The organism is Allocellulophaga tsushimaensis (assembly GCF_055383085.1).
In genome coordinates this window covers 179,436-205,489 of sequence record NZ_AP039451.1, presented here as the reverse complement: position 1 = coordinate 205,489, position 26,054 = coordinate 179,436, and the positions used below count along the sequence as shown (strand labels likewise).

The window sequence follows — 26,054 nt, the reverse complement described above, 5'->3', positions numbered from 1 at the left end:
TAAATAGTGAACACTTTATGAAATATCAAACAAGAAAAAAAGCATTGATCTTATTAGCAGACGGTACTATCTTTTATGGTAAGGCAGTTGGCGAAAAAGATGGAGAGGCAGTAGGCGAAGTGTGTTTTAATACTGGGATGACAGGGTATCAAGAAATTTTTACAGATCCATCTTACTTTGGTCAATTAATGGTAACCACAAATGCTCATATTGGTAATTATGGTACAAATGCAGAAGAAATTGAATCCGATTCTGTTAAAATAGCAGGGTTAATTTGTAAAAATTTCAGTTACGATTATTCTAGAGTAGATGCAGATTTGAGTCTAGAAGATTTTTTAGCTAAGAATAATTTATTTGCTATCTCTGATGTAGATACTAGAGCTTTGGTAAGCTATATACGAGATAATGGAGCAATGAATGCTATTATTTCTACTGATGTGAATAATATAGAAGGCCTCAAGAAAAAATTAGCCACTATACCGAGTATGGAAGGTTTAGAATTATCATCTAAAGTTTCTACTACAGCACCTTATTTTTATGGTGATGAAAATGCTACCTATAAAATCTCTGCTTTAGATATAGGAGTCAAAAAAAATATTTTGAGAAATTTAGCGAAAAGGGATGCCTATATAAAAGTGTATCCTTATAATGCTACTTACGAAGAAATGGAAGCGTTTCAACCAGATGCCTATTTTATTTCTAATGGGCCTGGTGATCCAGAACCTCTAAAAGACGCCATAACTACAGCAAAAACAATTATAGCAAATGATAAAAAATTATTTGGAATTTGTTTAGGGCATCAAGTCATTGCTTTAGCAAATGGTATCTCTACCTATAAAATGCATAATGGGCATAGGGGAATTAATCATCCAGTCAAAAATTTAGAGACAGGAAAGGGAGAAATTACTTCTCAAAATCATGGTTTTGCGATCAATAGAGAGGAAGCGGAAAAACATCCAGATATTGTAATAACGCATGAGCATTTAAATGATCATACGGTTGCAGGAATCAAAATGAAGAGTAAAAATGTTTTTTCAGTTCAGTATCACCCAGAAGCAAGTCCAGGACCACATGATGCTGAATATCTTTTTGATCAATTTTTTGATATGATTAAAAACTAGTTTCAACTAAAACGTTTTAGATTAAATTAAGGTTATTTATCACAGTAATTACAGCATAAATGCACTGATAGACTATGGCTATTATGTATCTTTGCAGCGAAATAACCAAAGATAAATTCAAATAAAAATAATATGAGTATCATTATTAGCATTCATGCAAGACAAATTTTAGATTCAAGAGGAAACCCAACTGTAGAGGTAGATGTAATGACAGAAAATGGAGTTATGGGTAGAGCTGCTGTTCCTTCTGGCGCATCAACTGGGGAACATGAAGCTGTTGAACTTCGTGATGGAGGTGCTGCATTTATGGGAAAAGGCGTTACAAAAGCCGTTGCTAATGTAAATAGTGCTATTGCAGAAGAAATCATAGGGATGTCAGTTTTTGAACAAAATTTGATAGATCAAACGATGATAGCATTAGATGGTACTCCTAACAAATCTAAATTAGGTGCTAATGCAATTTTAGGTGTTTCTTTAGCGGTTGCTAAAGCTGCTGCAGAAGAATTAGGTATGCCTTTATATAGATATATTGGAGGGGTTAGTGCTAATACCTTGCCTGTGCCTATGATGAATATTATTAATGGAGGTTCTCACTCAGATGCCCCGATTGCTTTTCAAGAATTTATGGTGATGCCTGTAAAAGCAAAAACTTTTTCTCATGCCATGCAAATGGGAACTGAGATTTTCCATAACCTTAAAAAAGTATTGCACGATAGAGGTTTAAGTACTGCTGTTGGAGATGAAGGAGGTTTTGCACCAAATTTAGCAGGTGGTACAGAAGATGCTTTAGACACTATAGCAAAGGCAGTAGACAAAGCAGGTTATAAATTAGGTGATGATGTAATGATTGCGCTAGATTGTGCTTCTGCAGAATTTTATGTTGATGGTAAATATGATTATACCAAATTTGAAGGTGATAAAGGTGTAGTACGTTCATCTGAAGAACAGGCACAATATTTAGCAGATTTAAGCGCTAAGTACCCTATTATTTCTATTGAAGATGGTATGGATGAGAACGATTGGGATGGTTGGAAATCGTTAACTGAAAAAATTGGTGATAAAGTACAATTGGTTGGTGATGATTTATATGTAACTAATGTAGAGCGTTTGTCTAAAGGAATTGCAAACGGAATTGCAAATTCTATCTTAATAAAAGTAAACCAGATAGGGACATTAACAGAAACCATTTCGGCTGTTAATATGGCTCATAATGCTGGTTATACGTCAGTAATGTCACATCGTTCTGGAGAAACAGAAGATAATACCATTGCAGATTTAGCTGTAGCTTTAAATACAGGGCAGATCAAAACAGGTTCTGCATCAAGGTCTGATAGAATGGCGAAATATAACCAACTACTTCGCATTGAAGAAGAACTAGGAAGTACTGCTTATTTTCCACAAGAGAAGGCATTTAAAATTAAGTAAAATATAGATTTAATTTACGGAAGGCCTCTCTATGTATTATAGTGAGGCTTTTTTGTTATTTTAAAGTTGTTTTAAAGACTTAGATTAAATAGCTATCTTGTAGCGAGGTGATGTAACCATATATAGTTTCTGTTGTAAAAAATTAATATTGTAATTAAAATGAATAGTTTTCTTTTTGTAGCTGCCGAGAATGATGCTTTGGCAAATTGTAAGGCAGGTGGAATGGGTGATGTGGTAAGAGATGTGCCAAGGCAAATCTCAGAAAGAGGAGATGCAGCACATATAGTAGTACCATCTTATTCTAGATTACATCAAAATGGAACATATATTACAGACTTAAATTTTATTTTAAGAGGTATAGATTATACGGCCGAACTATACAAAGTAACTCCCAAAAAAGAATTCCCTCGGATCTACCATTATGTTATACATCATCCAGAAATAGAAGCAGGAGATATAGCTCATATATATCATAATAATCCGTATGAACCATTTTATACAGATGCAATAAAGTATTTTATATTTTGTACTGCAGTAGCAGAAGCAATAGATCAGAATGCTTTTGGAACATTAGATATTGTGCATATGCACGACTGGCATTCTAGTTTACTTTTATTTTTAAAAACCTATCACCCAAGCTATACAAGTTTAAAAAAAATGCGATTTGTATATAGTATTCATAATTTAGCGATTCAGGGTATTAGACCATTTTCAGATAATTATTCTTCTTTACAAAATTGGTTTCCAGAAATCTCAATAGATTATGATACCTTAAGAGACTACAGATATCCAGATTGTATTAACCTTATGGCGGTTGGTATTCGCTTAGCAGATGCAGTACATACTGTTTCACCATCTTATAAAGAAGATGTTTTATTAGCAAGTAATCCGCCAGAATTTATTGGTGGAGAAGGTTTAGAAGTAGATTTGCAAAAAGCAGAAAATGAGGGTCGATTAATTGGTATTTTAAATGGTGCTAATTATAAAGGAATCCGAACCGCATCGAAAAATAAACTTTATAAAAATGTAATTAAAGCCGTCTTTAAATGGACACAAGAAGAGTCTAAAGATTATAAATCACATTTTTTAGCGCATACTGGAGAGAAAGTATTCGAATTTTTGGAACAACCACCAAAATTTGTATGCTCAAGTGTAGCTAGATTAACAGAACAGAAATTTTATTTTTTTAAACGTTCCCCAGAAGCTTTAGTTGCTATTTTAGAAAAGTTAGAAAAAGTAAATGGTGTATTTGTTCTTTTAGGTACTGGTGCTCCGGAATACGAAGAAATGTTAAGGGAAGTAAGCTATCAATATAAAAATTTCATCTTTATTAATGGGCAATCGGAAGATGTAATTGATTCTATATACCTAGAAACAGATCTTTATTTTATGCCCAGCCTTTTTGAGCCATGTGGAATAAGCCAAATGTTGGCAATGCGTAATGGTCACCCCTGTTTAGTTCATCATACTGGAGGTTTAAAAGATACAGTATCACATTTAGAAACAGGCTTTAGTTTTGATGGAAAAACTTATGATGAAAAGATTATAAATATGGTCAACTCTTTTGATACTATTTTAAATATGTATGCTAATGATAAGCCTGCTTGGAAGAACATAAAAAGTAACGCCAAAAAAGTTCGTTTTACGTGGAAAAAATCGGTTGATGCTTACTATAAACAATTGTATTCCATTACTACTTCATCATAACTGTTTTGCTCAGAAATTTTATAAACAAAGCTATTAATAGTTATATTTTCTTATCTATTACATAGGTTTGGTATGGTAATAGCAAAATTAGTCTTAAACTTATTGTAAATTCTAGTATTAATAATCGTCTAAATTGTTAATGATTTCACTTTTTCTTAAATTCGCAAACATTCAAAAAAGTTAAAATTAAATATGTCAGATAAAGCAACATTAGAGTATAATGGTAAAACATATGAGTTCCCAGTTACAAAGGGTTCTGAAGATGAGTTAGCAATAGATATAAAAGCATTAAGAGGAGGATCAGGGATGATTACAATAGATCCAGGGTATAAAAACACAGGATCTTGCGAAAGTGCTATTACTTTTTTAGATGGTGAAAAAGGTATTTTAAGATATAGAGGTTATGCTATTGAAGAATTAGCAGAAAAAGCAGATTTTTTAGAAGTCGCTTATCTTTTAATTTTTGGTGAACTTCCAAATAGCAATCAATTAGAACAGTTTCATAAAGACATCAAAGAGGAGTCTCATGTAGATGAAGAAATGAAGAAAATCTTAGATGGTTTTCCAAAATCTGCCCATCCAATGGGAGTGCTTTCTTCATTAACAAGTGCCTTAATTGCATTTAATCCTACATCTGTAGATGTAGAATCTGAAGAAGATATGTATGGTGCAATTGTTCGTATTTTAGCGAAATTTCCAGTTCTTGTTGCGTGGACCATGCGTAAAAAGAAAGGCTTGCCTTTAGATTATGGTGATGATAGCTTAGGCTATGTAGAGAACATCCATCAAATGATGTTTAAAAAGCCTTCACAACCCTACGAAAAAAATCAAATTGTAATTGATGCTTTAGATAAGTTATTAATTCTTCATGCAGATCATGAGCAGAATTGTTCTACTTCTACTGTTCGTATTGTAGGTTCTTCACATGCAGGTTTATTTGCTTCGTTATCAGCAGGGATTTCTGCTTTATGGGGACCATTACATGGTGGGGCAAACCAAGCTGTCTTAGAAATGCTAGAAGCTATTGTTGCTGATGGTGGCGATACTAAAAAATACATGGCTAAAGCAAAAGATAAACAAGATCCGTTTAGATTAATGGGCTTTGGGCATAGAGTTTATAAGAATTTTGATCCTAGAGCTAAAATTATTAAAGTTGCTGCTGAAGAAGTATTGGCTGATTTAGGTAAAGAAGATCCTATTTTAGAAGTAGCTAAAGGATTAGCAAAAGAAGCTTTAGAAGATCAATACTTTATTGATAGAAAATTATATCCTAATGTAGATTTTTACTCAGGTATTATTTACAGAGCTTTAGGAATTCCAACGGAAATGTTTACTGTAATGTTTGCATTAGGTAGATTACCTGGTTGGATTGCACAATGGAGAGAAATGCGCCTTAGAAATGAACCTATTGGTAGACCAAGACAAGTTTATATTGGAGAAACGCTAAGACCTTTCGTTGAAGTGAATAAGAGGTAGATTGCTACCTTATAAAAAAACAAAAAGCTCTTTTATTTTAGATAGAAGAGCTTTTTTTATATTTGAAAATGAAATTTTATTTTAAATAAAAAATTTGTTCAATGTTACAAATCAATGTAAATGATGAAGTTTCTACCTTAAAAGCTGTAGTGCTTGGTATAGCAGATAGTTGCGGGCCTACTCCAAAAGCAGAAGAGGCTTATGATCCTAAATCTTTAGAGCATATTCTAGCGGGTACATATCCTAAAGAAGTAGATATGATACCAGAGATGAATGCTTTTGCAAATGTTTTAGAAAAATATAATGTAAAAGTTTTTAGACCAGCTGTGTTACAAGATTGTAATCAGATTTTTTCTAGAGATATTTCATTTGTTTTAGGAAATAAATTTATTAAAGCGAATATTCTTCCCGATAGAGAAAAAGAATTTTTAGCGATACAAGATGTCTTAGATCAAATAAATCCATCCGATATCATATATCCTCCAGAAGAGGTACATGTAGAAGGCGGAGATGTGATGCCTTGGAACGATTATATTTTTATGGGAACCTATACTGCTGAAGACTACCCAGAGCAAATTACAGCCCGTACCAATGCAGCGGCAGTATCGTTTATCAGAACCCTTTTTCCTGAAAAAAAAGTAAAAGCATTTGAATTGAGAAAATCTAAAAATGCCAGAGAAAATGCATTGCATTTAGATTGTTGTTTTCAACCATTAGGAAAAGGAAAAGCTATACTGCATAAAAATGGATTTTTAATTGAAGAGGAATACCAATGGTTAGTTGATTTTTTTGGAACAGAAAATATATTTGAAATTTCTGGAGATGAGATGTATCAAATGTTTAGTAATGTTTTTTCGATTTCTCCTGAAGTAGTGGTTTCAGAAAAAAACTTTACAAGGTTAAATACTTGGTTAAGAGATCAGGGCTTTGTTGTGGAAGAAATTCCATATGCAGAGATTTCTAAACAAGAAGGTTTATTAAGATGTAGTACATTACCCTTAGTACGGGCATAGGTTTAATTATATTTTTTTAGCATGCAGATTACAAATAGTATTTTAATGGTTAGGCCTGTTGGTTTTAGAATGAATGAGCAAACAGCCGTAAACAATTATTTTCAAGAAGAAATAGACTTGCAAAATAATGCTATCAACAAAAAAGCACAAGAAGAGTTTGATGCTTTTGTCAGCGTTTTAAAAAGTAAAGGAGTCCAGATTATTGTGGTAGAAGATACTTTAGAACCAAGTACGCCAGATTCTATTTTTCCTAATAATTGGGTTTCTTTTCATGCAGATGGTACAGTTGGTTTGTATCCTATGTTTGCAGAAAACAGAAGGGTAGAACGTAGAGAAGATATTTTAGAAACTATAGAAAAAGAAGGTTTTGGTATCGAAAATATAATGGACTATACTTCCGCTGAAGCAGAAAATCTTTTTTTAGAAGGTACAGGAAGTATTATTTTAGATAGAGAATATAAAAAAGCATACTGTGCATTGTCTGAGCGAGCAGATGAAGAATTATTTATAGAATTCTGTGAGGATTTTGATTATTTTCCAGTAATTTTTAAAGCAAACCAAACTGTTGATGAAAAACGCTTGCCTATTTATCACACCAATGTAATGATGTGCATTGCAGATAAATTTGCTGTTATCTGTTTAGATACCATTGATGATAAAAAAGAGCGCAAGAATGTTATTACACATTTAAAGAATGACAACAAAGAAATCATTAGAATATCAGAAACGCAAATGCATCAGTTTGCTGGGAATATGTTGCAAGTACTAGGAGCTAATAATACGCCTTATTTAGTCATGAGTTCTGCTGCATATAACAGTTTAAATAAAGGTCAGATTGATAGTATTACCAAATATTGTGAAATTATGCATAGCCCTATAGAAACTATAGAAACCTGTGGTGGTGGTAGTGCACGTTGTATGATGGCCGAAGTATTTTTGCCTAAAGTATAATGGCGTTCTAGTGTTATTCCTAAATTGTATCTGGCCAAATATTGGGTAACTCTCCGCTAAACCCCATTTTAGGTAGCGTGTTGATGCTTTCCATTTCGTCTGAAGATAATTTAAAATCAAACAAGGCTATATTTTCTTGAATTCTTTTGAAAGAAGAAGACTTTGGAATGGCAATCACATCATGTTGCATAATCCACCTCAAGCATATTTGCGCAATAGACTTTTGGTGTTTCTTTGCTATGGCTTTTAATACTTCATTATTAAATACTTTTCCTCTTGCTAAAGGAGACCACGATTGCACTGTTATATTTTGTTTTTTACAATACTGTACTAATTCTTCTTGCCAATAACCTGGATGAAATTCTATTTGGTTAATTGCAGGAATCACTTTTGCCGTCTTAAATAAAGCTTCTAAATGTTCTTGAAAAAAATTACTCACACCAATAGATTTTATCTTGCCTTCTGCTTGTAACTCTTCCATAGCGCGCCAGGTATCCGCATTGGTTTGTTGCCAATTACTATAGTTTTTAGTATTAGCAGGCCAATGTATTAAGTATAAATCGATATAATCTATTTCTAGTCTTTGTAATGAAGCGTTAAATTCTTTTTTGGTGGATTCATATCCCAAACACTCACGCCAAAGTTTGGTAGTGATAAAAAGTTTCTCTCTGGCAATTTTACTAGCTTTAATCCCTTTGCCGACTGCAGCTTCGTTTTTATAAATTGTTGCAGTATCTATTAAAGAATAACCATTGGTAATAGCAAATTGTACAGGTTCTACTTCTTGTTGCGCTATGGTTTTATAGGTGCCAAACCCTAGGATAGGTATTTCATGTCCATCATTTAAGCGTATTTTTTTCATTCCGTTTTAGTCAATTCCTTAAATTTTGATGTTTTGTTGATCCTTTGTTTGCTTAGTTATTTTTAGGATCTGTTTTTTAAAGAGATGCTTAAAAGTGAAAATCGATTTAAACATTCCTAAAAAATCTTTTTCATTTATTTAATGACTTGAGCCTGTATTTATATTAATTTCTCTTGGATACTCGTTACCTTTTTAAAAGGTGTTTAATTTTTATTACCACTACTCTTTATTGCTTTTACAATTAATGTTTCTCCAAAAAGGATTTCTTTTGAAAATACTGTTTTAAAAATACTTTTATTTATTTTTTTGGTCCCTTCTCTTTTACCAGTTCTTGCATAAACCCAATAAGTAGAAAAATATACTAAAGGAAGAAATATTGCGTAAACCAAACTAATTAGTTTAATCCTATTGGTTTTTACTTCATTTACTTGAAACCCATTGGTGTGAAGCATATAGCGTAATTCAGAGAAAGAAATCATACCAATATGGTGTAATGGGTTTGGATTGTTTTCATCCAATGGTGAATTGCATTTATGATGATGTCCAGTCCAAAACCATTTCCAACGCGACCTTAGACTAGATATATTTGGGGTTGAAATAATAATTTCTCCTTGATCTGTTAAAACCCGATTTGCTTCTTTAACAAAATCAACCTGCCTGTTAATATGTTCTATACCATCTATACAAATTAAAAAATCGCATGAACTATCCGAAATAGGCAAAGTTTTTGTCATATCGCCTTGTATGAAGTTATCATGCTCTATTTCCAAAATATTTTCAATATCAACTGAAATTATATTTTTATATCCTTCATCTTTAAGTCTTTGAATAAAAGCACCACTTCCAGAAGGAATATCAATAACAGTTTTCGCTACATTACCCCCCATTATTTTAAACACCGTTTCATGAGTGTTTGTAGTTGTGTTAATACTAATTCCTTTATAGTTTCTTCCCATTTTTTAATATTTAAAATGTATTATGATCTGGTATGGTTACAGTTAAAAGCTTATGCCAAAAGCTATCGGAATAACATGGTCAATTTATTAATTATTTTATGATTTAAAGATAAGTTAATCTTATTTTGTAGTATTAGTTTTTATCCCATAATGAATAAGAGACCTTCAAATATTTTGGTTTCTCTATTTCTTCATTCCATTTTTGTGAAATATAGGGACTCATTTGAAGTCTCGAATCAACTTTGTTAAAGGTGGCATTTGTAATCCACATGGGCTGAGAAGACCAATCAGAATTGATATAACTAAATGCTTTGATGACATCTGAGTTATCATGTATTGTCTTGAAAAAAGGAATGAACCATGCTTTCCAGATTGTTTTTTCTAGCGTTCTTTTTTTTAAATCAGTATCAAAGTATAAATTGTCTATTTGCCTTACAGGAGTAGCTTCTGCAATAAAAACTGGTTTGTTGTGTTTCCGAGCAAAAATAATCATTTCTTGATCTGGTTGCCCAAAATAGGAGTATGCACACCAATCTACAATATCATCTCCAGGGTACCATTCTTCTAAAGTTTTTTGATTAGATCCTGTTCCTTTAGATTGCCAAACAAAAGCTACATTAACTACTTGCTTTGTTTTCATAATGGTATATATTCTTTTCCAAGCCTTTAAATAATTTTTTTTCTGATAATGATTCCAATCCCAACCATCAAACTCATAGCCAATTCTTAAAAATATAGGTCGGTTAGAAGCTTTTATCCAATCGGCTAATTCTTTAATTAAGTGATCTAGTTTTCCCTTAGCAACTTTTTTTTCATGGTTTACAAATGATAAGCCTATGGCCAAAGCACTATTTTGATACGTAGTATCTTGTAAATAAATGTTAGCCCATGAATCCCCAGCACCCCAATTAGCTTTTGTTTTAATTCCGTCTAACCCTTTATTATAATAGCCATACGATTCATTATTAGGTGATAAGTTGGTGTATAGGCTAATACCTGCGGGTGTTCTAAAATGATCCGTATATCCATTATTATAATCATCTAAACCACCTGTTGCTTCTAAATCTTGCCCAATAAAAACTAAGCATTTACCATCTTCTGGTTCAAATTTTTGTGCAAAAATGATAAAAGCCGAAGAAAGAAATAGTATAATAAAAATGAAACTTTTAATTCTCATGCGTTCATCATAAATTTATATTTTGCTAATGATAATGACTGTAATTTATGAATTTTATCTTTCTTTTTTGGTCATTATTTAATTCTCCTTCTAGTACTGTTAAATAGAAAAGTAACTATTCATTAATTATAGAGGACAGGATTAGAACTTTTCATGAAGACCATTTTTGTTATAGCATATTTTTTTATATGATTAGGAGGGCATTATTCTTGTCTATTCCTTTCACTTTTGTTACTTTCCAACTATTTTTATTTTCAATATTTACATACCATGTAAGTATTTCAGAATCTTTTATTTGATAAAACATTAGGCTTCCTTGTTCATTCTCAACTGAGTTTGAAGAAATCCATATGCATAAACCGTTTTCTGTTCTTCCCGAAATTAACCTTTTTCTGTTATCTGTGCTATGCTGCCATATATGAGTTAATTCTTCAAACTTTGGATTTTCTTTTCCTTTCAATCTGTAGAATGCTTCATCAAGAACTCGATTCGGATTGAATGGAGGTATAGTAATTTCTTTATTCCAAAAAGGCTTCAGGACAAATGGAATCATAGTTCCAGTTCCAGTATCGTATTTTCGAATTTCTTTTCCAGAATAATTAAGCCATTTATGGTCAAACCAATTTTTAATTCTAACAATTGAAATTTCGTAGGGATTTAATGACAAAATCAAATTCTTAATAATAACCTTTACAATTTATTTAAACCCATTATCGTCGGTAATGTCAAACTTAATTTTTAGCATTTCTTGTAATGTAACTGTAAGATACAGGTATACGTATGTATACTATGATATCTTTTTTAGCATTACTACTAATCTACTGGATTTTTTACTGTTTTGAAAGTATTTTTATAATTACCAAATCTTTTGGATTTAACAGACTTTATTTAAAGCGCTAAGCTTTGTCTTTTAGCATGCTTTAATGATCTTAAATAATTATGCATTCTTATTTATTATCTTTTTGTTCTTCTGCTAAACGCTTTATATAGTTTACCACACGTTGTGCAACCATACTATCTCCATCATTTGTATCATTAACAGCAATGCTACAATTATATGAAGGGAAATGCAGAAACAATGTACCCCAGAATCCTGAATGTGTATAGGCAACTATACCAGACTTACTTCCTTGTATACTACCAAAACCTAATCGTTGCTCGGGCAGTTTCTTTCCGTTTGCATTGTATTCTTTTTGTAAAAGCATTACTGGTAAGCTTTCTTCTTGTTCAAAGATTTTTCCATTAAAAAGGGCTTGAAGAAAAACACCAAGATCCCTAGTGGTGGATGCAAGCCCCCCGCCACCGTATAAATCTATAGAGTTGTCCCAATCAGAAGCATCTAGCTTACCTATATATCTTCTTACAGAAGGTTTTAATCCTTCAGGTCGAGGTTCTAATGATTCTAACCAAGTGGCTGACATTCCTAATTCGTTAAATTTTAACAAATTCCGTAGACCTTTGGCGAGGTTAGAGTTTGTACGTTTTTCTATTATTTCCCCCAGAAGGATATACCCTGTATCACTATAATGATGTTCCTGACCTGGAGCAGCATGTGGTTTTCCATAATCCATTGCAAACTGAATTTGTTCTGTACGTGTCCAGCGTTTTGAGGAATTTTTAGCTGCAGTTTCTATATATTCGGGTCCGCCTTCTGCATAGTCATAGAGTCCACTGGAATGAGTTAAGCAATGACGGATTGTTATTGCATTTGGATGGTATCCGCCTTTCTTTAAAATCTCAATATGTTCTAACGAAATGTATTTTGAAATAGGATCTTCTAAGGAAAGTTGACCATTTTCTCGTAGCCTCAGTATAGCAGCAGCCACAAAAACTTTTGTAAGACTTGCTATACGAAACGGTTGCTCTGCATCTAACAGGTTGTCTTTTTCTAGGCTATCATATCCTGAAGCCCCCGTAAAATTAATATGAAGCTCAGGAGAAATCACCGTAAGAGAAAGTCCTACTGAATTTCCCTCATCTTCCCCAATTTCTTCATCTAAAAAGCGTTGAAAGTTTATAGTAGGATCACTGGCATAATTATCGGTTTTTTGAGAGACTTTACAACTTGTAATAAGTAAGCATAAAGCAATTAATAGAACTCTAAATTTCATTGATTTTATTTTTGGTAAAGATGCCATTTTAAGAGAAATGGTCATTGTAAAAATTCGTCACAAATATGACGGGCGAATTTCTATAAAGGCAGGAGTCTTTAATAATTGTTCAGGGGTATGATACGTATATTTCTTGATTTCTTTGATAAAATGTGACTGATCATAATAACCATATTTAGCTACATAATACTGCCAGTCATTGTTACGAGTAACATACAATTCTCGCAAGACTAGTTTGTAACGTTTCAAAGACTGAAAGCGCTTTGGTGTAAGACCTGTATCTCTTTTAAAATAACGTTCTATGGTGCTGTATGAGTATCCAGTTACTTCCATAATTGTTTTAATGTCAAAAGTTTTACTCACCTCTTGGGCCATTTCTACCACAAAGCCTTCAGCTTGTTTGTTATATAAATTTAGAAACCATTGATCTAGTGCCACAGCGATTTCAGTAGAAGGTAAACCTTTTAAATGTGCAATAAACCGAAAAGTATTTGCTCCAAAAACATCACTTACACTTGCCACAGAATGCCGCATAATAGTTTGTGCGTCTGAATGTACAAATGGGATCAAGGAAGATAACCCATGAGATTTAAACTTTATAATGATACAACGCTTAAGTTCAGATAAATCAAGATACACCCTATCGTGTATAAAACTAAATAGTCTACTCTGATCAGATCGGTATGATTGCCCCATATATGTCATTGTATAATATCCATCTAATACAATAATCATATCTGGGGTAATTCCAGGATAAGCATACATAAACGGGCTCGTCATGGATAAGATATTCAAATCATTAAGAATCCAATAATGATCTATATGTTTCTTTATCTCTAAAATAGAGGGTTCTAAAATCATAAGATAAATTTAGGGATAAAAATTCTAATAAAGAGAAAACTCTTAAGGCATATGCTTTCGAAAAAACGTTTCTATCATGTTAGTTTACTATAATTTTTTTGTTTCTCATATTTTGAGATTTTATTTCTGTTTTTACAATTTTAAGTTTTGTAAATTAATTTAACAGGTTTCATATTTTTAGTTCATAATACCTATTGAAATTTATTCTAGTAAGATTTAATGAATAGTTAAATTATACTATAAAATGTGCCTAAAAGCCTTCTATTATAAACAAATAGATACTTTTGTAGTAGTATATATATTATGCCATTGATTTTTGTTATCATACTTTAAATAGATGTCTAAAAAAGTAAAAACATCAAAAAAGAAATCACTAAAAAGAAAGATTTTCAAAGGAGTTGGGATTCTTTTTATTGCAGGTGTTCTAGGACTATGTACTTTGTTTTCTAGTATTTACTTAGGCTATTGGGGAAAAATACCCACTAAAAAAGAACTTACAGAAATACAACAAAGTAAGGCCACAGAAGTTTGGAGTGCTGATGGAAAATTATTAGGTAAATATTATACTACAGACCGTCAACCTATACCTTTTACGTTATTTCCTAAGCATTTAATTGAGGCTTTAGTTGCTACGGAGGATGCCCGTTTTTATGAACATACGGGTGTTGACAAACTGAGTATGTTTCGGGTATTATTTAAGTCTATTTTACTACAAGATAAATCATCAGGAGGCGGTAGTACCTTATCGCAACAATTGGCTAAGAATATGTTTCCACGCCGTAAAATAGGAAGATTTGGAATTGTAGTACATAAAATTCGCGAAATGATTATTGCGAATCGTTTAGAAGAAACCTATACCAAAGACGAGCTACTAACACATTATTTAAATACGGTGCCTTTTAGTGATAATACTTTTGGAGTAGAAAGTGCATCATTAAAATTCTTTAATAAATCTACACATCAATTAAAATTAGAAGAGGCAGCTGTATTGGTTGGGATGCTGAAGACTAACTATTACTATAACCCACGTTTATTTCCTGAGGCAAGTAAAGAAAGGAGAAATACGGTACTGAACCAAATGTATAAGTATGATTACATTTCTAAGGAACTATTAGAGAAAACACAAAAACATCCACTAAAAATCAATTACCAAAGCTTTAGCCACAATACTGGTTTAGCTCCCTATTTTAGAGAAGCTGTGAAGCAAGAAGCAGAGCAATGGTTAAAACAGTATAATAAAGAACATAATACACAATTAGACCTTTACAATAGCGGACTTAAAATTTACACCACTTTAGATGCAGGTATGCAGAAAAAAGCGGAGCAAGCTATGGAAAAACATTTAGCTGCTTTACAAAAAGAATTTGAACGTAGTTATGGGAAATCTGCTCCTTGGTTAAAAGAAATATCGCCTGCTAAAATTAAAAACTTAGCCATTTATAAAGCATTAAAAAAAGAAGGACTTGCTGAAAAAGATATTATTAGAAAACTAAAAGAAAAACATGAAGTAGAAGTATTTACTTGGAAAGGAAAAGAAGTGATAAAAGCAAATACTTTAGATAGTTTGGCCTACTATACTAAGTTTTTAAATACTGGCTTTGTGTCCGTAGAACCACATACAGGAGCCATTAAAACTTGGATAGGGGGTGCTAATTTTGAACATTTTAAATACGATCATGTTCAGCAGAGCAAACGCCAAGTAGGGTCTACTTTTAAGCCTATTGTATATGCAACAGCCTTAGAAAATGGGTATTCTGCGTGTCATTATGTTTCTAATAAAGCAGTTACTTATAAAGATTTAGATAATTGGACACCCACCAATTCCTCCGGTGAGGACACAGATCAACGTAATTTTAGTTTATGGGCTGGTTTGGCAAATTCTCTCAATGTAGTTAGTGTAAAGTTAATCCGAGAAGTGGGAGTTGATGCAACCATAACGCAAGCTCAAAAAATGGGGATAGTAACAGATTTGCCTAAAGTAGCTTCTTTAGCTTTAGGGACTGCTGAAATAAGCGTTTTAGAACTTGCAAAAGCTTATACTAGTATTGCTAATAACGGAAAATATACAAAGCCTTATGCGATCACTAGAATTGAAGATGGCTTGGGGAATCTAATAAAGCAATTTACACCAGTAATTGCAGAAACTCCAGCTTTTTCTAAGGATACAAATCAACAACTGATACAGATGATGCAAAAGGTTACGGATGTTGGTACGGCGCAACGTTTGCGTTCTACGTATGGATTAAAAAACCAAATTGCTTCCAAAACAGGAACAACACAAAATAATAAAGATGGTTGGTATGTTGGGGTAACTCCAAAATTAGTAACGGTATGTTGGGTAGGTGCAGATAACCATCAATTGGGTTTTAAAAGTACCAAAATAGGACAAGGAGCAAATTCTGCACTACCCATTTTTGCAAACTGGTATAAAGCTTTAAATAAAGACAGTGACTATAATCGGTACACCAAAGCAAAGTTTCCTGATTTAGGGGTGCCTATTGATTGCCCAGAGTTTAAAAAGCCTACGTTTTTAGAAAAATTATTTAGTAAAAAAGATAAAATTAATAAACGCCGTTTTGATCGTAAGAAAAATAAAAAAGCTAAAGGCGGATTTTTGAGAGGTTTATTTGGAAAGAAAAAGAAAGAATAAGAATAGTATTTATTAAAATTTATGCCTTAGCTATATTTCTGATCATTCCTCCAAAAATAAAATAGTGGAGAGGCACAATGCTATACCAATACAACCTGCCTTTTAAACCTCTTGGTCTAAAGGTGGCAGTTTGGTGAAGTATATTATTTTTGTCTATTTTGAATTCTAGCCAAGCCTCACCTGGTAATCGCATTTCTGCAAAAAGAAGTAAACGTTTATTCTCTTTGTCTGCCAACAAAACACGCCAAAAATCTAAAGCATCACCAGCATAAATTTTATCGGCATGGGTTCTTCCTCTTCGTAAACCAACACCCCCCATAAATTTATCAACTAAACCACGTAGTTTCCAAAGCCAATCGGCATAATACCAACCAGTTTCTCCGCCAATTTTCCAAATATTATTTAGAACTCGTTCAGCATCTTTTAGATGCATTTGTTTTTTATCGGTTAATACCCCGTATTTAGGTACTTGAATATATTTTTCTAAATCTTTTTTAAACCGCCCGCTCACCATACTGTCTTTCCAACTACTGATGACTAGGTTTTGCTCAATTTTTTTAAAAGCCATGTCAATAGCTTCTTTATACGAATGTGGTTGTATGCCAAGTAACTCCTGTAATCGGGTATCTTTTGCAACCACTTCCATTTTCATACTGTCTACTAAATTTATAGCTAATTTATAAGACGTTGAGGTGACAAAATACAACCAGTAAGATGATAGTTTGGGAGTCATCACTGGTAAAGCAAGGATCCAATTTTTAAAACCTCTCGCTTCTGCATATTGGTGTAACATTTCTTTATAAGTCACTACGTCTTGTCCAGCAATATCAAAAGAATCATTATAGGTTTTTTCATTTCCTAAAACACCCTTTAAAAAAGCCATGATATCTCTAATAGCAATAGGTTGTGTTTTAGTTAAAACCCATTTGGGCGTTATCATAAAGGGTAATTTTTCGCATAAATCTCTAATAATTTCAAAAGAAGAACTTCCAGAACCTACAATAATTCCCGCTCTAAGTACTGTTAGGTTAAAATTACCTTGATATAAAATCTCTTCTACATTTTTTCTAGACCACAGGTGTTTAGATAAGTTTTTATCGTTTACAATTCCGCTTAAATAGATAACTTGTTTTACTTTGGTTTGAGCCATGTAAAGATTAAAGTTATCCGCAGTAATCGCCTCTTTTTTATCAAAATTTTTAGTGGAAGAACTCATCGAATGGATAAGAAAATAAGCGATATCTATATCATGCGGAATTTTTGCTGGTATCACAGCATCTAAAAAATCTACTTCTATAATTTCTATTTTGGCACGAATTTCGTTGTCTACAGATAAACGTTCTGCATCTCTTACAGTACAGACAACAGTATGGTTTTGTGCTAATAATTCTGGTAACAATCGCATACCAATGTAACCATTTGCACCTGTAAGTAGTATTTTCATTTTAGCAGCATTGTACCTATTTTTCTTTTCTCTTCAAAAGCTCTGAGTAACCAATAATAAGCAAGCCTGTGCCTACAGATAGTAAGCCATATGTTTTAAAATTCTGAAAAGATTCACTTTCATTTTGAGAACCAAGATAGGTTAGTACTAGTCCTAATGATGCAAAAAGGATAGATATGATGAGTAGTTTTCTTGATTTTTTCATTAGTTACTGGTTTTATAAATCTTCAATAGCTGTTGGGGTTTGGTCTGCTTTATAATTCATTATTTTCTTAAAAAATTTCTGAATTGCTTTAGTGTCTGACCTTACTTTTATAAAATAATGGTCTTTGTATATAGAATAGATGGCAACATCTCCTTTGTAAATAGTAAGCTTGTAGTAAGGAATTACTAAAGCATAGGTTTCTAATAAAGAGCGAAACCGAACAATGATGCCTTTTGGGCGTATTTCTATATTGCAAGAATCAGTATTGTTGTCTAAAAGAAGCAAATTTCTAATGGCCATGCTTGTTTCCGTAATCATAAGTTTTGGTGAGCCTATTCCTTTCATTGCCCAACGTTCTTTCAACGTAAAAGGGTTGCCAACAGCCTCATTTACCTTACGAGTAATTTCTTTATTATTATAAGATACGTTTACAAGCATTTTTATAATCTCTTCTGTAGTTTTTTATAAAGTTAATAAAAACGCTATGGAAATCCTTATAACTTATCAATAAAAGCACAAAAAATGATTAATTTCGCAGCTTGATACGCCAAGAAATTATGAATATTCAGACTGTTTTAGAAGCCAAAGTAAAAGAAGCGGTTTCTGCCTTATTTAAAACTGATTTGCCCGCTGTAGAATTTCAACCTACACGGAAAGATTTTGAGGGAGACCTTACAGTTGTTGTATTTCCGATGCTCCGTTTTGTAAAAGGAAATCCTGTGCAAATAGGAACACAAATTGGAAAATTTTTAACCGAACAAGTAGATGCGGTTTCTAGTTTTAATGTGGTAAAAGGCTTTTTGAATCTTGTTATTAGTGATTCTTTTTATGTGCAGTTTTTTAATACAATTGCAACTAATAATACAAGCTATGGTTTTATTAATCCGTCTGCTACGGACGCAGTAATGGTAGAATACTCTTCGCCAAATACCAACAAGCCTTTACATTTAGGGCATATTAGAAATAACTTGTTAGGATATGCTGTTGCCGAAATTTTAAAAGCTTCTGGTAAGAAAGTCTATAAAACGCAAATTATAAATGATAGAGGCATCCATATTTGTAAAAGTATGTTGGCTTGGCAACGTTTTGGAAATGGAGAAACGCCTGAAAGTACAGGCTTAAAAGGCGATAAATTAGTTGGTAATTACTATGTTGCTTTTGATAAAGCGTACAAAACTGAAATAGCTGAACTAGTAGAAAAAGGCATAGATAAAGCCGTTGCAGAAAAAGAAGCTCCCCTTTTGGTTGAAGCACAACAAATGCTTCAAAAATGGGAGGCTGGCGATAAAGAAATTGTTTCGCTTTGGAAAAAAATGAATGGCTGGGTTTATGCTGGTTTTGAAGTAACTTATAAAAACCTCGGAGTAGATTTTGACAAACTTTATTATGAAAGTGATACCTATTTGTTAGGTAAAGATGTGGTGTCTGCTGGTTTAGAAAAAGGCGTTTTCTATAAAAAAGAAGATGGGAGTGTTTGGATAGATTTAACGGATGAAGGTTTAGATGAAAAAATAGTTTTACGTTCCGATGGTACTGCGGTGTATATGACGCAAGATATTGGTACGGCAATACAACGTGTAAAAGACCATGAAGATGTTGCGGGGATGGTATATACTGTTGGTAATGAGCAAGATTATCATTTTAAAGTATTGTTTTTAATCTTAAAGAAGTTAGGTTTCTCATGGTCAGAAAACTTATTTCATTTAAGTTATGGGATGGTAGATTTACCTAGCGGAAAAATGAAAAGTAGAGAAGGCACTGTTGTAGATGCCGATGATTTAATGGATGATATGACCCAAACGGCTGCAACAATTTCTCAGGAATTAGGGAAATTAGAAGAATATTCTCCTGAAGAAAAACAAAGTCTCTATAAAATGATCGGTCTAGGTGCTTTAAAATATTTTCTTTTGAAAGTAGATCCTAAAAAACGCATTCTTTTTGATCCTAAAGAGTCTGTAGATTTTCAAGGGAATACAGGACCATTTATTCAGTATACCTATGCAAGAATACAATCTATATTGCGAAAAGCAAAAGAAACAGATGTAGATTGGTCAAAAGCTGTAATAGCTTCTTTAGTATTACATGACAAAGAGAAAGAACTCATAAAACAATTACAGCTATATCCAGAAACCATACAATTAGCGGCTACAAATTACAGTCCTGCTATTATAGCAAATTACACCTATGATTTGGTGAAAGAATTTAATTCTTTTTACCAGAATGTTTCTATTTTAGGGGAGCAGGATATGGCTAAAAAAGCCTTTAGAGTAGCCTTGTCTAAAAAAGTAGCTGAGGTGATTGCTTCTTCGTTTCAATTATTGGGGATTGCTGTTCCAGAGCGTATGTAAATAAGCTAAAGACGTCTATGAACAAAGTAATCTTCCTTTTTTTAATTGTACATTTCACTGCATTAAGTCAAATTAAAAAAATGAAACCTCTAAGCGAACTGATAAATAAAGAAGAACCAGGCTGGGAATTAGTTTCTGAATGGATTGACGAAGCAACTAATAAAGTTGAGATTCTACCCAAGAACGAAAAGCAAGCAGATTCTGCACTTTATTATACACAAGTTACAACTAGATCACCAATGGGTTCTATAATATATGAAACAGGCGGAATTTTAGTTGATCATGGTTGGATTAGAATCTTAGGTTCTGGAAATAAAAAGTTAGAAAGGACACTGCCGAACTGGAACAAGGAAAAAACATTTAATGAATATGGTGAACAACCATCTATTTTACTAATTGCAGATGATGTAATTGGTGGTTTTTTCGCAATAAATGGAGGAGCTTTGGGTGAGGATTTAGGGAAAGTGTATTATTTTGCGCCAGATTCGCTGAATTGGGAACCAATGGAGCTTGGTTATTCGGATTTTATATGGTGGACTTTTACAGGAAATTTATCGGATTTTTACGCTAACGTTCGATGGAAGAATTGGAAAAATGATGTTAAGGAAATAAACGGAAACCAAGGATACTCATTTTATCCATTTTTGTGGACTAAACACAAAAATGTTAATGATTTAAATAGAGAAGTTGTGCCAATTTCTGAATTATGGAATCTTCAGAAAGATATTGTTAAAAAAATGAAAAAAGGAGAATAAACTACCCAACAGTAATAAAATAAAGTTAATAAAGACTTTTGAAGAAAGAAGTATGGATTTGACTTTTAAAATATAATTGACAAATCTAATCCCTAGAAACACAATTTTAAAGGCTAAAAAAGTTATCTTAGAACATCTAAATGTAAGAATGCGCTACCTTCCTTTATTATTGTTTTTTCCAGTAGTATTATACTTTGTATATATATTAAAATATTGGTTTAAATACTTTTTTGAAGGTTTTTTTTATAGACAAAAACCCATAACTAAAGCGCAAAAAGTACTGTTGGAAAATAACTTTCCCGTATATCAAAAACTATCTACCCGCCAAAAACAAAAGTTTCATTACAGGTTGTTGAAATTTAGAAATGATAAAGAATTTATTTTTAATGGAATTATTCCTAGACAAGAAGATATTGCTTTTTTATTAAGTGCTACAGCTGGCATCTTAACTTTAGGGATGAGAGATTTTAAAATTTCTTCAATCAATAGAATTATTATTTATCCGAGTCAGTATTTTTCTAGATTAAATAGGCAAGACCATATAGGCGAATACAACCCAGGAATGAAAACATTAGTGATTTCCGCAGAACATTTAAAAGAAGGGTTTAAAATTCCAAACGATAATAAAAACTTAGGGGTTCATGAATTTGCGCATGCCCTTAGTTTTAATGCCAAACTCGTAAATTCTAAGGATACGAGGGTTTTTACTTCTGGAGTTGAAAAAATTAAACTTCTTTTTCATGATGTAAATTTTGTGCAGCAATTAGAAACAAGTACTTATTTTAGGGCATATGCTAAAACCAATATGCAAGAGTTTTTTGCAGTAGCCGCTGAGAATTTTGTGGAAACACCAATAGCTTTTCAAAAAGAATTCCCAGCCTTATATAAGATCATAGGAGAGATGCTAAACTTTGATTTTCATAAGCCAACAAAATTCCTCCTTAAAAAAACAGCCTAAACGAAAAGTTTGGGGTAATACCCAAAGAGCTACTTTGTATTTCTTCTATTTCATTAGCCTCATTTAGCCTATAATAAATATTTAAAATATTTTTTTTGTTAAAAAGATTTAAAACAGACGCTCCTAAAGATGCTTTAACGGTATTGCCTATATCAAAATTATATATTGCAGAAGTATCTGCTCTAATATAATCAGTAATTCTACTACTATTGGGTGAGGCATAATTTATGGCAGCAGGAAAACTGGTGGTGGTGATAGGATTATTTGAATCTGGCGGAGTAAATGGCCTACCCGTTCTATAATTTAATCCTAAACTTAATTTTAATTTTTGATGTGTATACGTTGTCGCTAGTGTCATATTGTGAGTGACATCTAAATTATTAGGAAAACGACTAGGGTTAATCTCATCAAAAAAATATTCATTATTATTATACGTATAACTTAACCAAGTGCTTAATTTTTTGGTTTTTGCATTAATCAAAAACTCTAGACCACTAACGGTATAGTCTCCAATTTCATTATTAAATTGGTTTTGGTTTTGAAAACCTTGAGTAGCAACACTAACACCATTTACTAATTTATAAAACCCTTCTAAACCTATATATAGTTTGCTTTTATCATAGTTGATACCCAGCGATGCGTGTTTGCTTTTTGTTATAGGTAGTTGATTTCCATCCGATAGTAACCATCGTCTTTTTTCAACGCCTAAAAAATTCTGCTCTAAATCTATAACTTGATTAGTTGTTTGGTTTTTAAACTCACCTAATACTTCAATTTTTAAGTCTTTAGCAAAGGCATAATTAAGGTTTAAACGTGGTTCTAGAATATACTCCTGAAACGTATTTAAATTTTCAATATAGTTTAATCTTCCACCAGCCCGCATGTAAAGTTTATTGTTTGGAGAAGTATAACTAGCCTCACTATACATAGCATGTGTTCTGATAACGCCTTTAGAATTTTGATCAAATGGAGGGCGGCTCACATTAGTGAAATTTATAATGCCAACTTCATTAAATTGATACCCATTATTCCAGTGAATGCGATCTGAAAATTGATATTTGGTATGCACTTTTAATGCAGTTTCTAATACTTGGTTATTTTGGTTTAATTGTAATGTAGGATCAGGGAAAACATTACGAGAATCTAAATTATATTTGGTGTAATAAGCATTTACAAAAGAAGAGAAATTAGAGGTCCATTTGCTTTCTAAACTTCCACCAATAGACAAATTGGTCTGATCTAAAAAACTTAAGGTAGACTGGTTTGTATTTTCATCGGTATTTGCATATTCTAAGTTATTATTGATATTTAAAAAACTAAATCTAAGTTGCTGTTGCGCATTAATATCATATAAAATTTTGGTGCTAAAGTCAGAAAAATTAAAATCTTCATTTTGAGTGGTATTAGCTTGCCCCGTACTTATTTCTGTGTCTTGTAAAAATGCCCTGTCAAAGAAACTGGTATATGTAGGTGTTTGTAAAATATCAGAAAAAGACCTTCTCATTGAAAATTGAAAACCAATTTTATCAGAAATAGGAAACTGTCCATAAGCATCACCGCTAATTAAGTTAAAGCCGCCACCACCTGTAAACGTTTCTGGAACTTTATTTTTTGTTTCAATGCTAATAACACCACTAACGCCATCTCCGTAAATAGCGCTTGTGCCATTTTTAATAGTAGTGGTTTTTGCTACTAAATAGGGGTTAAATACAGAAATTAAACCAAAAAAATGTCCAGATTGATATATTTTAATACCATCCCATAGTATCAAATTTTGATCATTAGTACCCCCACGGATATTGATATCAGAAACCGTCTCGTCAATACTTTTTATACCTGGTAATGCTTGTACGGTGTGTAGTACATCTGGTTCTATAAGCCCCGGGAGAATCCCAAATGCATTGGTATTTAATACAATACTTGCATCTTTTTGTTTTTCTAGTCCGCTAGTCAAAAACTTGTAAACAACAACTTCATCTAATTGTTGTAGGTTCTTAGAAAGTAATATGGTTTTGCAAGGCGTTTTAGCTTTAAATTCTTCTGCCTTAATGATTGCTGTTTTGTATCCCGGATATTTTATTTGTAAAACTGTTTTTCTAGAAATATCATTGAGAGAAAAAGCACCAGAAACATCTGTAGTTGTAGTTATATCAGATTCAATAACAGTTATTTGAGCTCCAAATACAGTATTCTCTTCAAAATTATCTAAAACCAGACCGCAAATATTGATGGTGCTCATTGTAATGGTGTAATAGCGTTCATTTAATTTTTCTATTACTAATGGTGTTTGTGCCTGAATATTTTTAAGGATGTTTTCTAGATTATTATTTGGGATTGTATTGATATAAATATTTTTTACATCATTATCTGAATACGAAAATTTAATTTCATATTCTTTTTCTAGTTGGGTTAAATAATTAGTAAGTAATATAGGTGTGTTATTTTCCTGTCCTTGCACTAGTGATGCAACAAAGAACAGAAATAAAGTAATGAAGAGTGTAATGTGATTATGGTGCGTTTTTAGCATATAAGAGCACTTTATTCCCCTCTAATTTATACATTATTTTATTAGGTACACAGATGCTTTTAAGCGCTAGGTCTTTATCCTTATGGCTAAATGTACCTGTAAATAGTTTATGTACATCAATATCTTTAGTTTCTACAACGATATTAAATTGTCTTTCAAATTCATTTAAAACATAGTTTAAAGGAATACTTTTAAAAGTACTTTCTTTATTTATCCATGATGGTAAGGTTGTACCTAAAACATCTACAGGAATTACTTTTCCTTGCATTACAAGAAAAGATGTGCCAGCCGGTAATTTTGTGGTTTTGTCTTTATAGGTAACACTTACTAAACCTTCATAACAAGTAACTTCAAAATAATCGGTTCTATTTTTTACATTAAATTGAGTGCCATGTACCGTAACCATACCAGCTATTGTAGATACGGTAAATTTCTTTCCTTTAGCTACTTTAAAAAAAGCTTCACCTTTTAAATTTACATTGCGTTGATCATCCCATTTTTTCTTTGAGTAGGATACGGTAGAGGCAGCATTTAAAATAACCTCAGAAGCATCAGGAAGTAGTAGTTTGTCATTTTGGGCATATGAAGTTGTAACCGTTTCTTCTAAAGAATCTATATAAAAATATGATCCTGTTATGAGGATAAGGATAACAGCAGCTATTCGTATCAATTTCTGTAGAGGATTTAGTTTTATGATCTTACTGGTTTCTTTAGCTTTTTTAGCTTGTAATTCCGTTAAAGCTTTTTCAGTATTAAAATCTGGAGCTTGCAATGTGTCAGCAGTGTCTACAATTCTCTTATAAGAATGGTAGGCGTCACTTTGCTCAAAAAGAACACGTTCTTCTTCAGAAAGCTCATTATTAAGCCATTTGGCCAAGTAATTTTCTTGCATGTCTTTATGCTCCATATTAGTATAACAATTTAAAAAGTAAAAACCCTACCTCAAATTCATATTCCGTCAATTTTTTCTCTTAATGCTTTAAGTGCTAAGTGCATTCTTTTTTCAATAGCTTTTACACTTACGCCTTCCATTTCTGCTATTTCTGCATATTTTTTACCATCAATTCTATTCAATAAAAAAGTAGTTCTTTGGTTTTCTGGCAAAGCTGCTAAAGCATTATCTAATTTATGTTGATATTCCTTTTCTTCCATTAAAAATTCTGGAGACTCATTAGTTGTAGCTAATGATTTATCAGCATATTTTAACCTAACCTTTTCTGCTTTAAGAACATTAAGGTATAAATTATTTGCAATGGTATATACATAAGACTTCGCTTTTTCTGGTGACACCTTAATGCAATTTTCCCATAATTTTAAAAAAGCTTCTTGTACAACATCGTATGCTTTTTCTTGATTGCCGTATTTATAATAGATGTAATTAAAAATCGTTTTAGAATTGTTGGTAAAAAGTGCTGTGTATACTTCTTCCTCACATACATTATCTTTAATGGTATTTTTCAAGTCTAAAATATTTTTGTCAAATATATTTTAAAAAAAATAAAAAAAG

Annotated in this window: 22 protein-coding genes; 10 read left to right on the top strand and 12 right to left on the bottom strand. The window is 32.3% G+C overall.

All coding sequences use genetic code 11. The annotated features are described in order from the left end of the window. Positions 1-17 precede the first annotated feature (17 nt). The 6 genes from carA (at position 18) to ctlX (ending at position 7,693) form a co-directional block, all read left to right on the top strand. Positions 18-1,121, top strand: coding sequence for a glutamine-hydrolyzing carbamoyl-phosphate synthase small subunit (carA, locus tag ACZ451_RS00910; RefSeq protein WP_464215194.1), 1,104 nt, complete (start codon positions 18-20; stop codon positions 1,119-1,121). 132 nt (positions 1,122-1,253) lie between these two features. Next, complete coding sequence (gene eno, locus ACZ451_RS00905) at positions 1,254-2,546, top strand: phosphopyruvate hydratase (protein ID WP_464215193.1); 1,293 nt, start codon at positions 1,254-1,256, stop codon at positions 2,544-2,546. A gap of 159 nt (positions 2,547-2,705) precedes the next feature. Next, positions 2,706-4,253, top strand: coding sequence for a glycogen synthase (locus ACZ451_RS00900; protein ID WP_464215192.1), 1,548 nt, complete (start codon positions 2,706-2,708; stop codon positions 4,251-4,253). Between the two features lie 192 nt (positions 4,254-4,445). Further along, the gene (locus tag ACZ451_RS00895; RefSeq protein WP_464215191.1) at positions 4,446-5,729 is read left to right on the top strand and encodes a citrate synthase; all 1,284 of its coding nucleotides are present in this window, start codon (positions 4,446-4,448) and stop codon (positions 5,727-5,729) included. A gap of 101 nt (positions 5,730-5,830) precedes the next feature. After that, positions 5,831-6,742, top strand: coding sequence for a dimethylarginine dimethylaminohydrolase family protein (locus tag ACZ451_RS00890; RefSeq protein ID WP_464215190.1), 912 nt, complete (start codon positions 5,831-5,833; stop codon positions 6,740-6,742). A 21-nt stretch (positions 6,743-6,763) separates the two neighbouring features. Then, on the top strand, positions 6,764-7,693 hold the full coding sequence (ctlX, locus tag ACZ451_RS00885; protein ID WP_464215189.1) for a citrulline utilization hydrolase CtlX: 930 nt from the start codon (positions 6,764-6,766) through the stop codon (positions 7,691-7,693). Positions 7,694-7,712: 19 nt separating this feature from the next. Here the strand turns inward: ctlX and ACZ451_RS00880 are convergent, their stop codons facing one another. From ACZ451_RS00880 to ACZ451_RS00855, 6 genes are all read right to left on the bottom strand, one after another. After that, positions 7,713-8,555, bottom strand: a complete 843-nt coding sequence (locus tag ACZ451_RS00880; protein WP_464215188.1) for an aldo/keto reductase — start codon at positions 8,553-8,555, stop codon at positions 7,713-7,715. A 203-nt stretch (positions 8,556-8,758) separates the two neighbouring features. Next, a complete protein-coding gene (locus ACZ451_RS00875) occupies positions 8,759-9,511 on the bottom strand; it encodes a class I SAM-dependent methyltransferase (RefSeq protein WP_464215187.1) in 753 nt (250 codons plus the stop codon). 133 nt (positions 9,512-9,644) lie between these two features. Beyond that, positions 9,645-10,688, bottom strand: a complete 1,044-nt coding sequence (locus ACZ451_RS00870) for a glycoside hydrolase family 26 protein (protein WP_464215186.1) — start codon at positions 10,686-10,688, stop codon at positions 9,645-9,647. Between the two features lie 184 nt (positions 10,689-10,872). Continuing rightward, positions 10,873-11,355 (bottom strand): hypothetical protein, encoded by a 483-nt coding sequence (locus ACZ451_RS00865; protein WP_464215185.1) that lies wholly within the window; start codon positions 11,353-11,355, stop codon positions 10,873-10,875. 280 nt (positions 11,356-11,635) lie between these two features. After that, positions 11,636-12,799 carry a serine hydrolase domain-containing protein gene (locus ACZ451_RS00860; protein WP_464215184.1) on the bottom strand — a complete coding sequence of 388 codons (1,164 nt, stop codon included), beginning with the start codon at positions 12,797-12,799 and terminating at the stop codon, positions 11,636-11,638. Between the two features lie 57 nt (positions 12,800-12,856). Further along, positions 12,857-13,660 (bottom strand): helix-turn-helix domain-containing protein, encoded by an 804-nt coding sequence (locus tag ACZ451_RS00855; protein ID WP_464215183.1) that lies wholly within the window; start codon positions 13,658-13,660, stop codon positions 12,857-12,859. A gap of 337 nt (positions 13,661-13,997) precedes the next feature. Here ACZ451_RS00855 and ACZ451_RS00850 point away from each other — a divergent pair, with 337 nt between their 5' ends. Continuing rightward, positions 13,998-16,310, top strand: coding sequence for a penicillin-binding protein 1A (locus ACZ451_RS00850; RefSeq protein ID WP_464215182.1), 2,313 nt, complete (start codon positions 13,998-14,000; stop codon positions 16,308-16,310). A gap of 19 nt (positions 16,311-16,329) precedes the next feature. Here the strand turns inward: ACZ451_RS00850 and ACZ451_RS00845 are convergent, their stop codons facing one another. From ACZ451_RS00845 to ACZ451_RS00835, 3 genes are read right to left on the bottom strand one after another with little or no spacing between them, the layout of a single operon-like run. Next, positions 16,330-17,754, bottom strand: coding sequence for an SDR family oxidoreductase (locus ACZ451_RS00845; protein WP_464215181.1), 1,425 nt, complete (start codon positions 17,752-17,754; stop codon positions 16,330-16,332). Positions 17,755-17,770: 16 nt separating this feature from the next. After that, positions 17,771-17,959 (bottom strand): hypothetical protein, encoded by a 189-nt coding sequence (locus ACZ451_RS00840; protein WP_464215180.1) that lies wholly within the window; start codon positions 17,957-17,959, stop codon positions 17,771-17,773. A 12-nt stretch (positions 17,960-17,971) separates the two neighbouring features. Next, on the bottom strand, positions 17,972-18,397 hold the full coding sequence (locus ACZ451_RS00835) for a hypothetical protein (protein WP_464215179.1): 426 nt from the start codon (positions 18,395-18,397) through the stop codon (positions 17,972-17,974). Between the two features lie 119 nt (positions 18,398-18,516). Between ACZ451_RS00835 and argS the strand changes: the two genes are divergently transcribed. From argS to ACZ451_RS00820, 3 genes are all read left to right on the top strand, one after another. Continuing rightward, the gene (gene argS, locus ACZ451_RS00830; protein ID WP_464215178.1) at positions 18,517-20,307 is read left to right on the top strand and encodes an arginine--tRNA ligase; all 1,791 of its coding nucleotides are present in this window, start codon (positions 18,517-18,519) and stop codon (positions 20,305-20,307) included. A gap of 80 nt (positions 20,308-20,387) precedes the next feature. Then, positions 20,388-21,062 (top strand): DUF2625 domain-containing protein, encoded by a 675-nt coding sequence (locus ACZ451_RS00825; protein ID WP_464215177.1) that lies wholly within the window; start codon positions 20,388-20,390, stop codon positions 21,060-21,062. Between the two features lie 76 nt (positions 21,063-21,138). After that, entirely contained in the window at positions 21,139-22,020 is an 882-nt protein-coding gene (locus ACZ451_RS00820; RefSeq protein WP_464215176.1) for a zinc-dependent peptidase, read from the top strand. Here the strand turns inward: ACZ451_RS00820 and ACZ451_RS00815 are convergent. From ACZ451_RS00815 to ACZ451_RS00805, 3 genes are read right to left on the bottom strand one after another with little or no spacing between them, the layout of a single operon-like run. Beyond that, positions 22,004-24,547, bottom strand: a complete 2,544-nt coding sequence (locus ACZ451_RS00815) for a TonB-dependent receptor (RefSeq protein ID WP_464215175.1) — start codon at positions 24,545-24,547, stop codon at positions 22,004-22,006. The genes ACZ451_RS00820 and ACZ451_RS00815 overlap by 17 nt on opposite strands. After that, a complete protein-coding gene (locus tag ACZ451_RS00810) occupies positions 24,528-25,454 on the bottom strand; it encodes a FecR family protein (RefSeq protein WP_464215174.1) in 927 nt (308 codons plus the stop codon). Before ACZ451_RS00810 ends, ACZ451_RS00815 begins: the two co-directional genes overlap by 20 nt. 41 nt (positions 25,455-25,495) lie before the next feature. Further along, on the bottom strand, positions 25,496-26,008 hold the full coding sequence (locus ACZ451_RS00805) for an RNA polymerase sigma factor (RefSeq protein ID WP_464215173.1): 513 nt from the start codon (positions 26,006-26,008) through the stop codon (positions 25,496-25,498). Between the last annotated feature and the right edge of the window lie 46 nt (positions 26,009-26,054).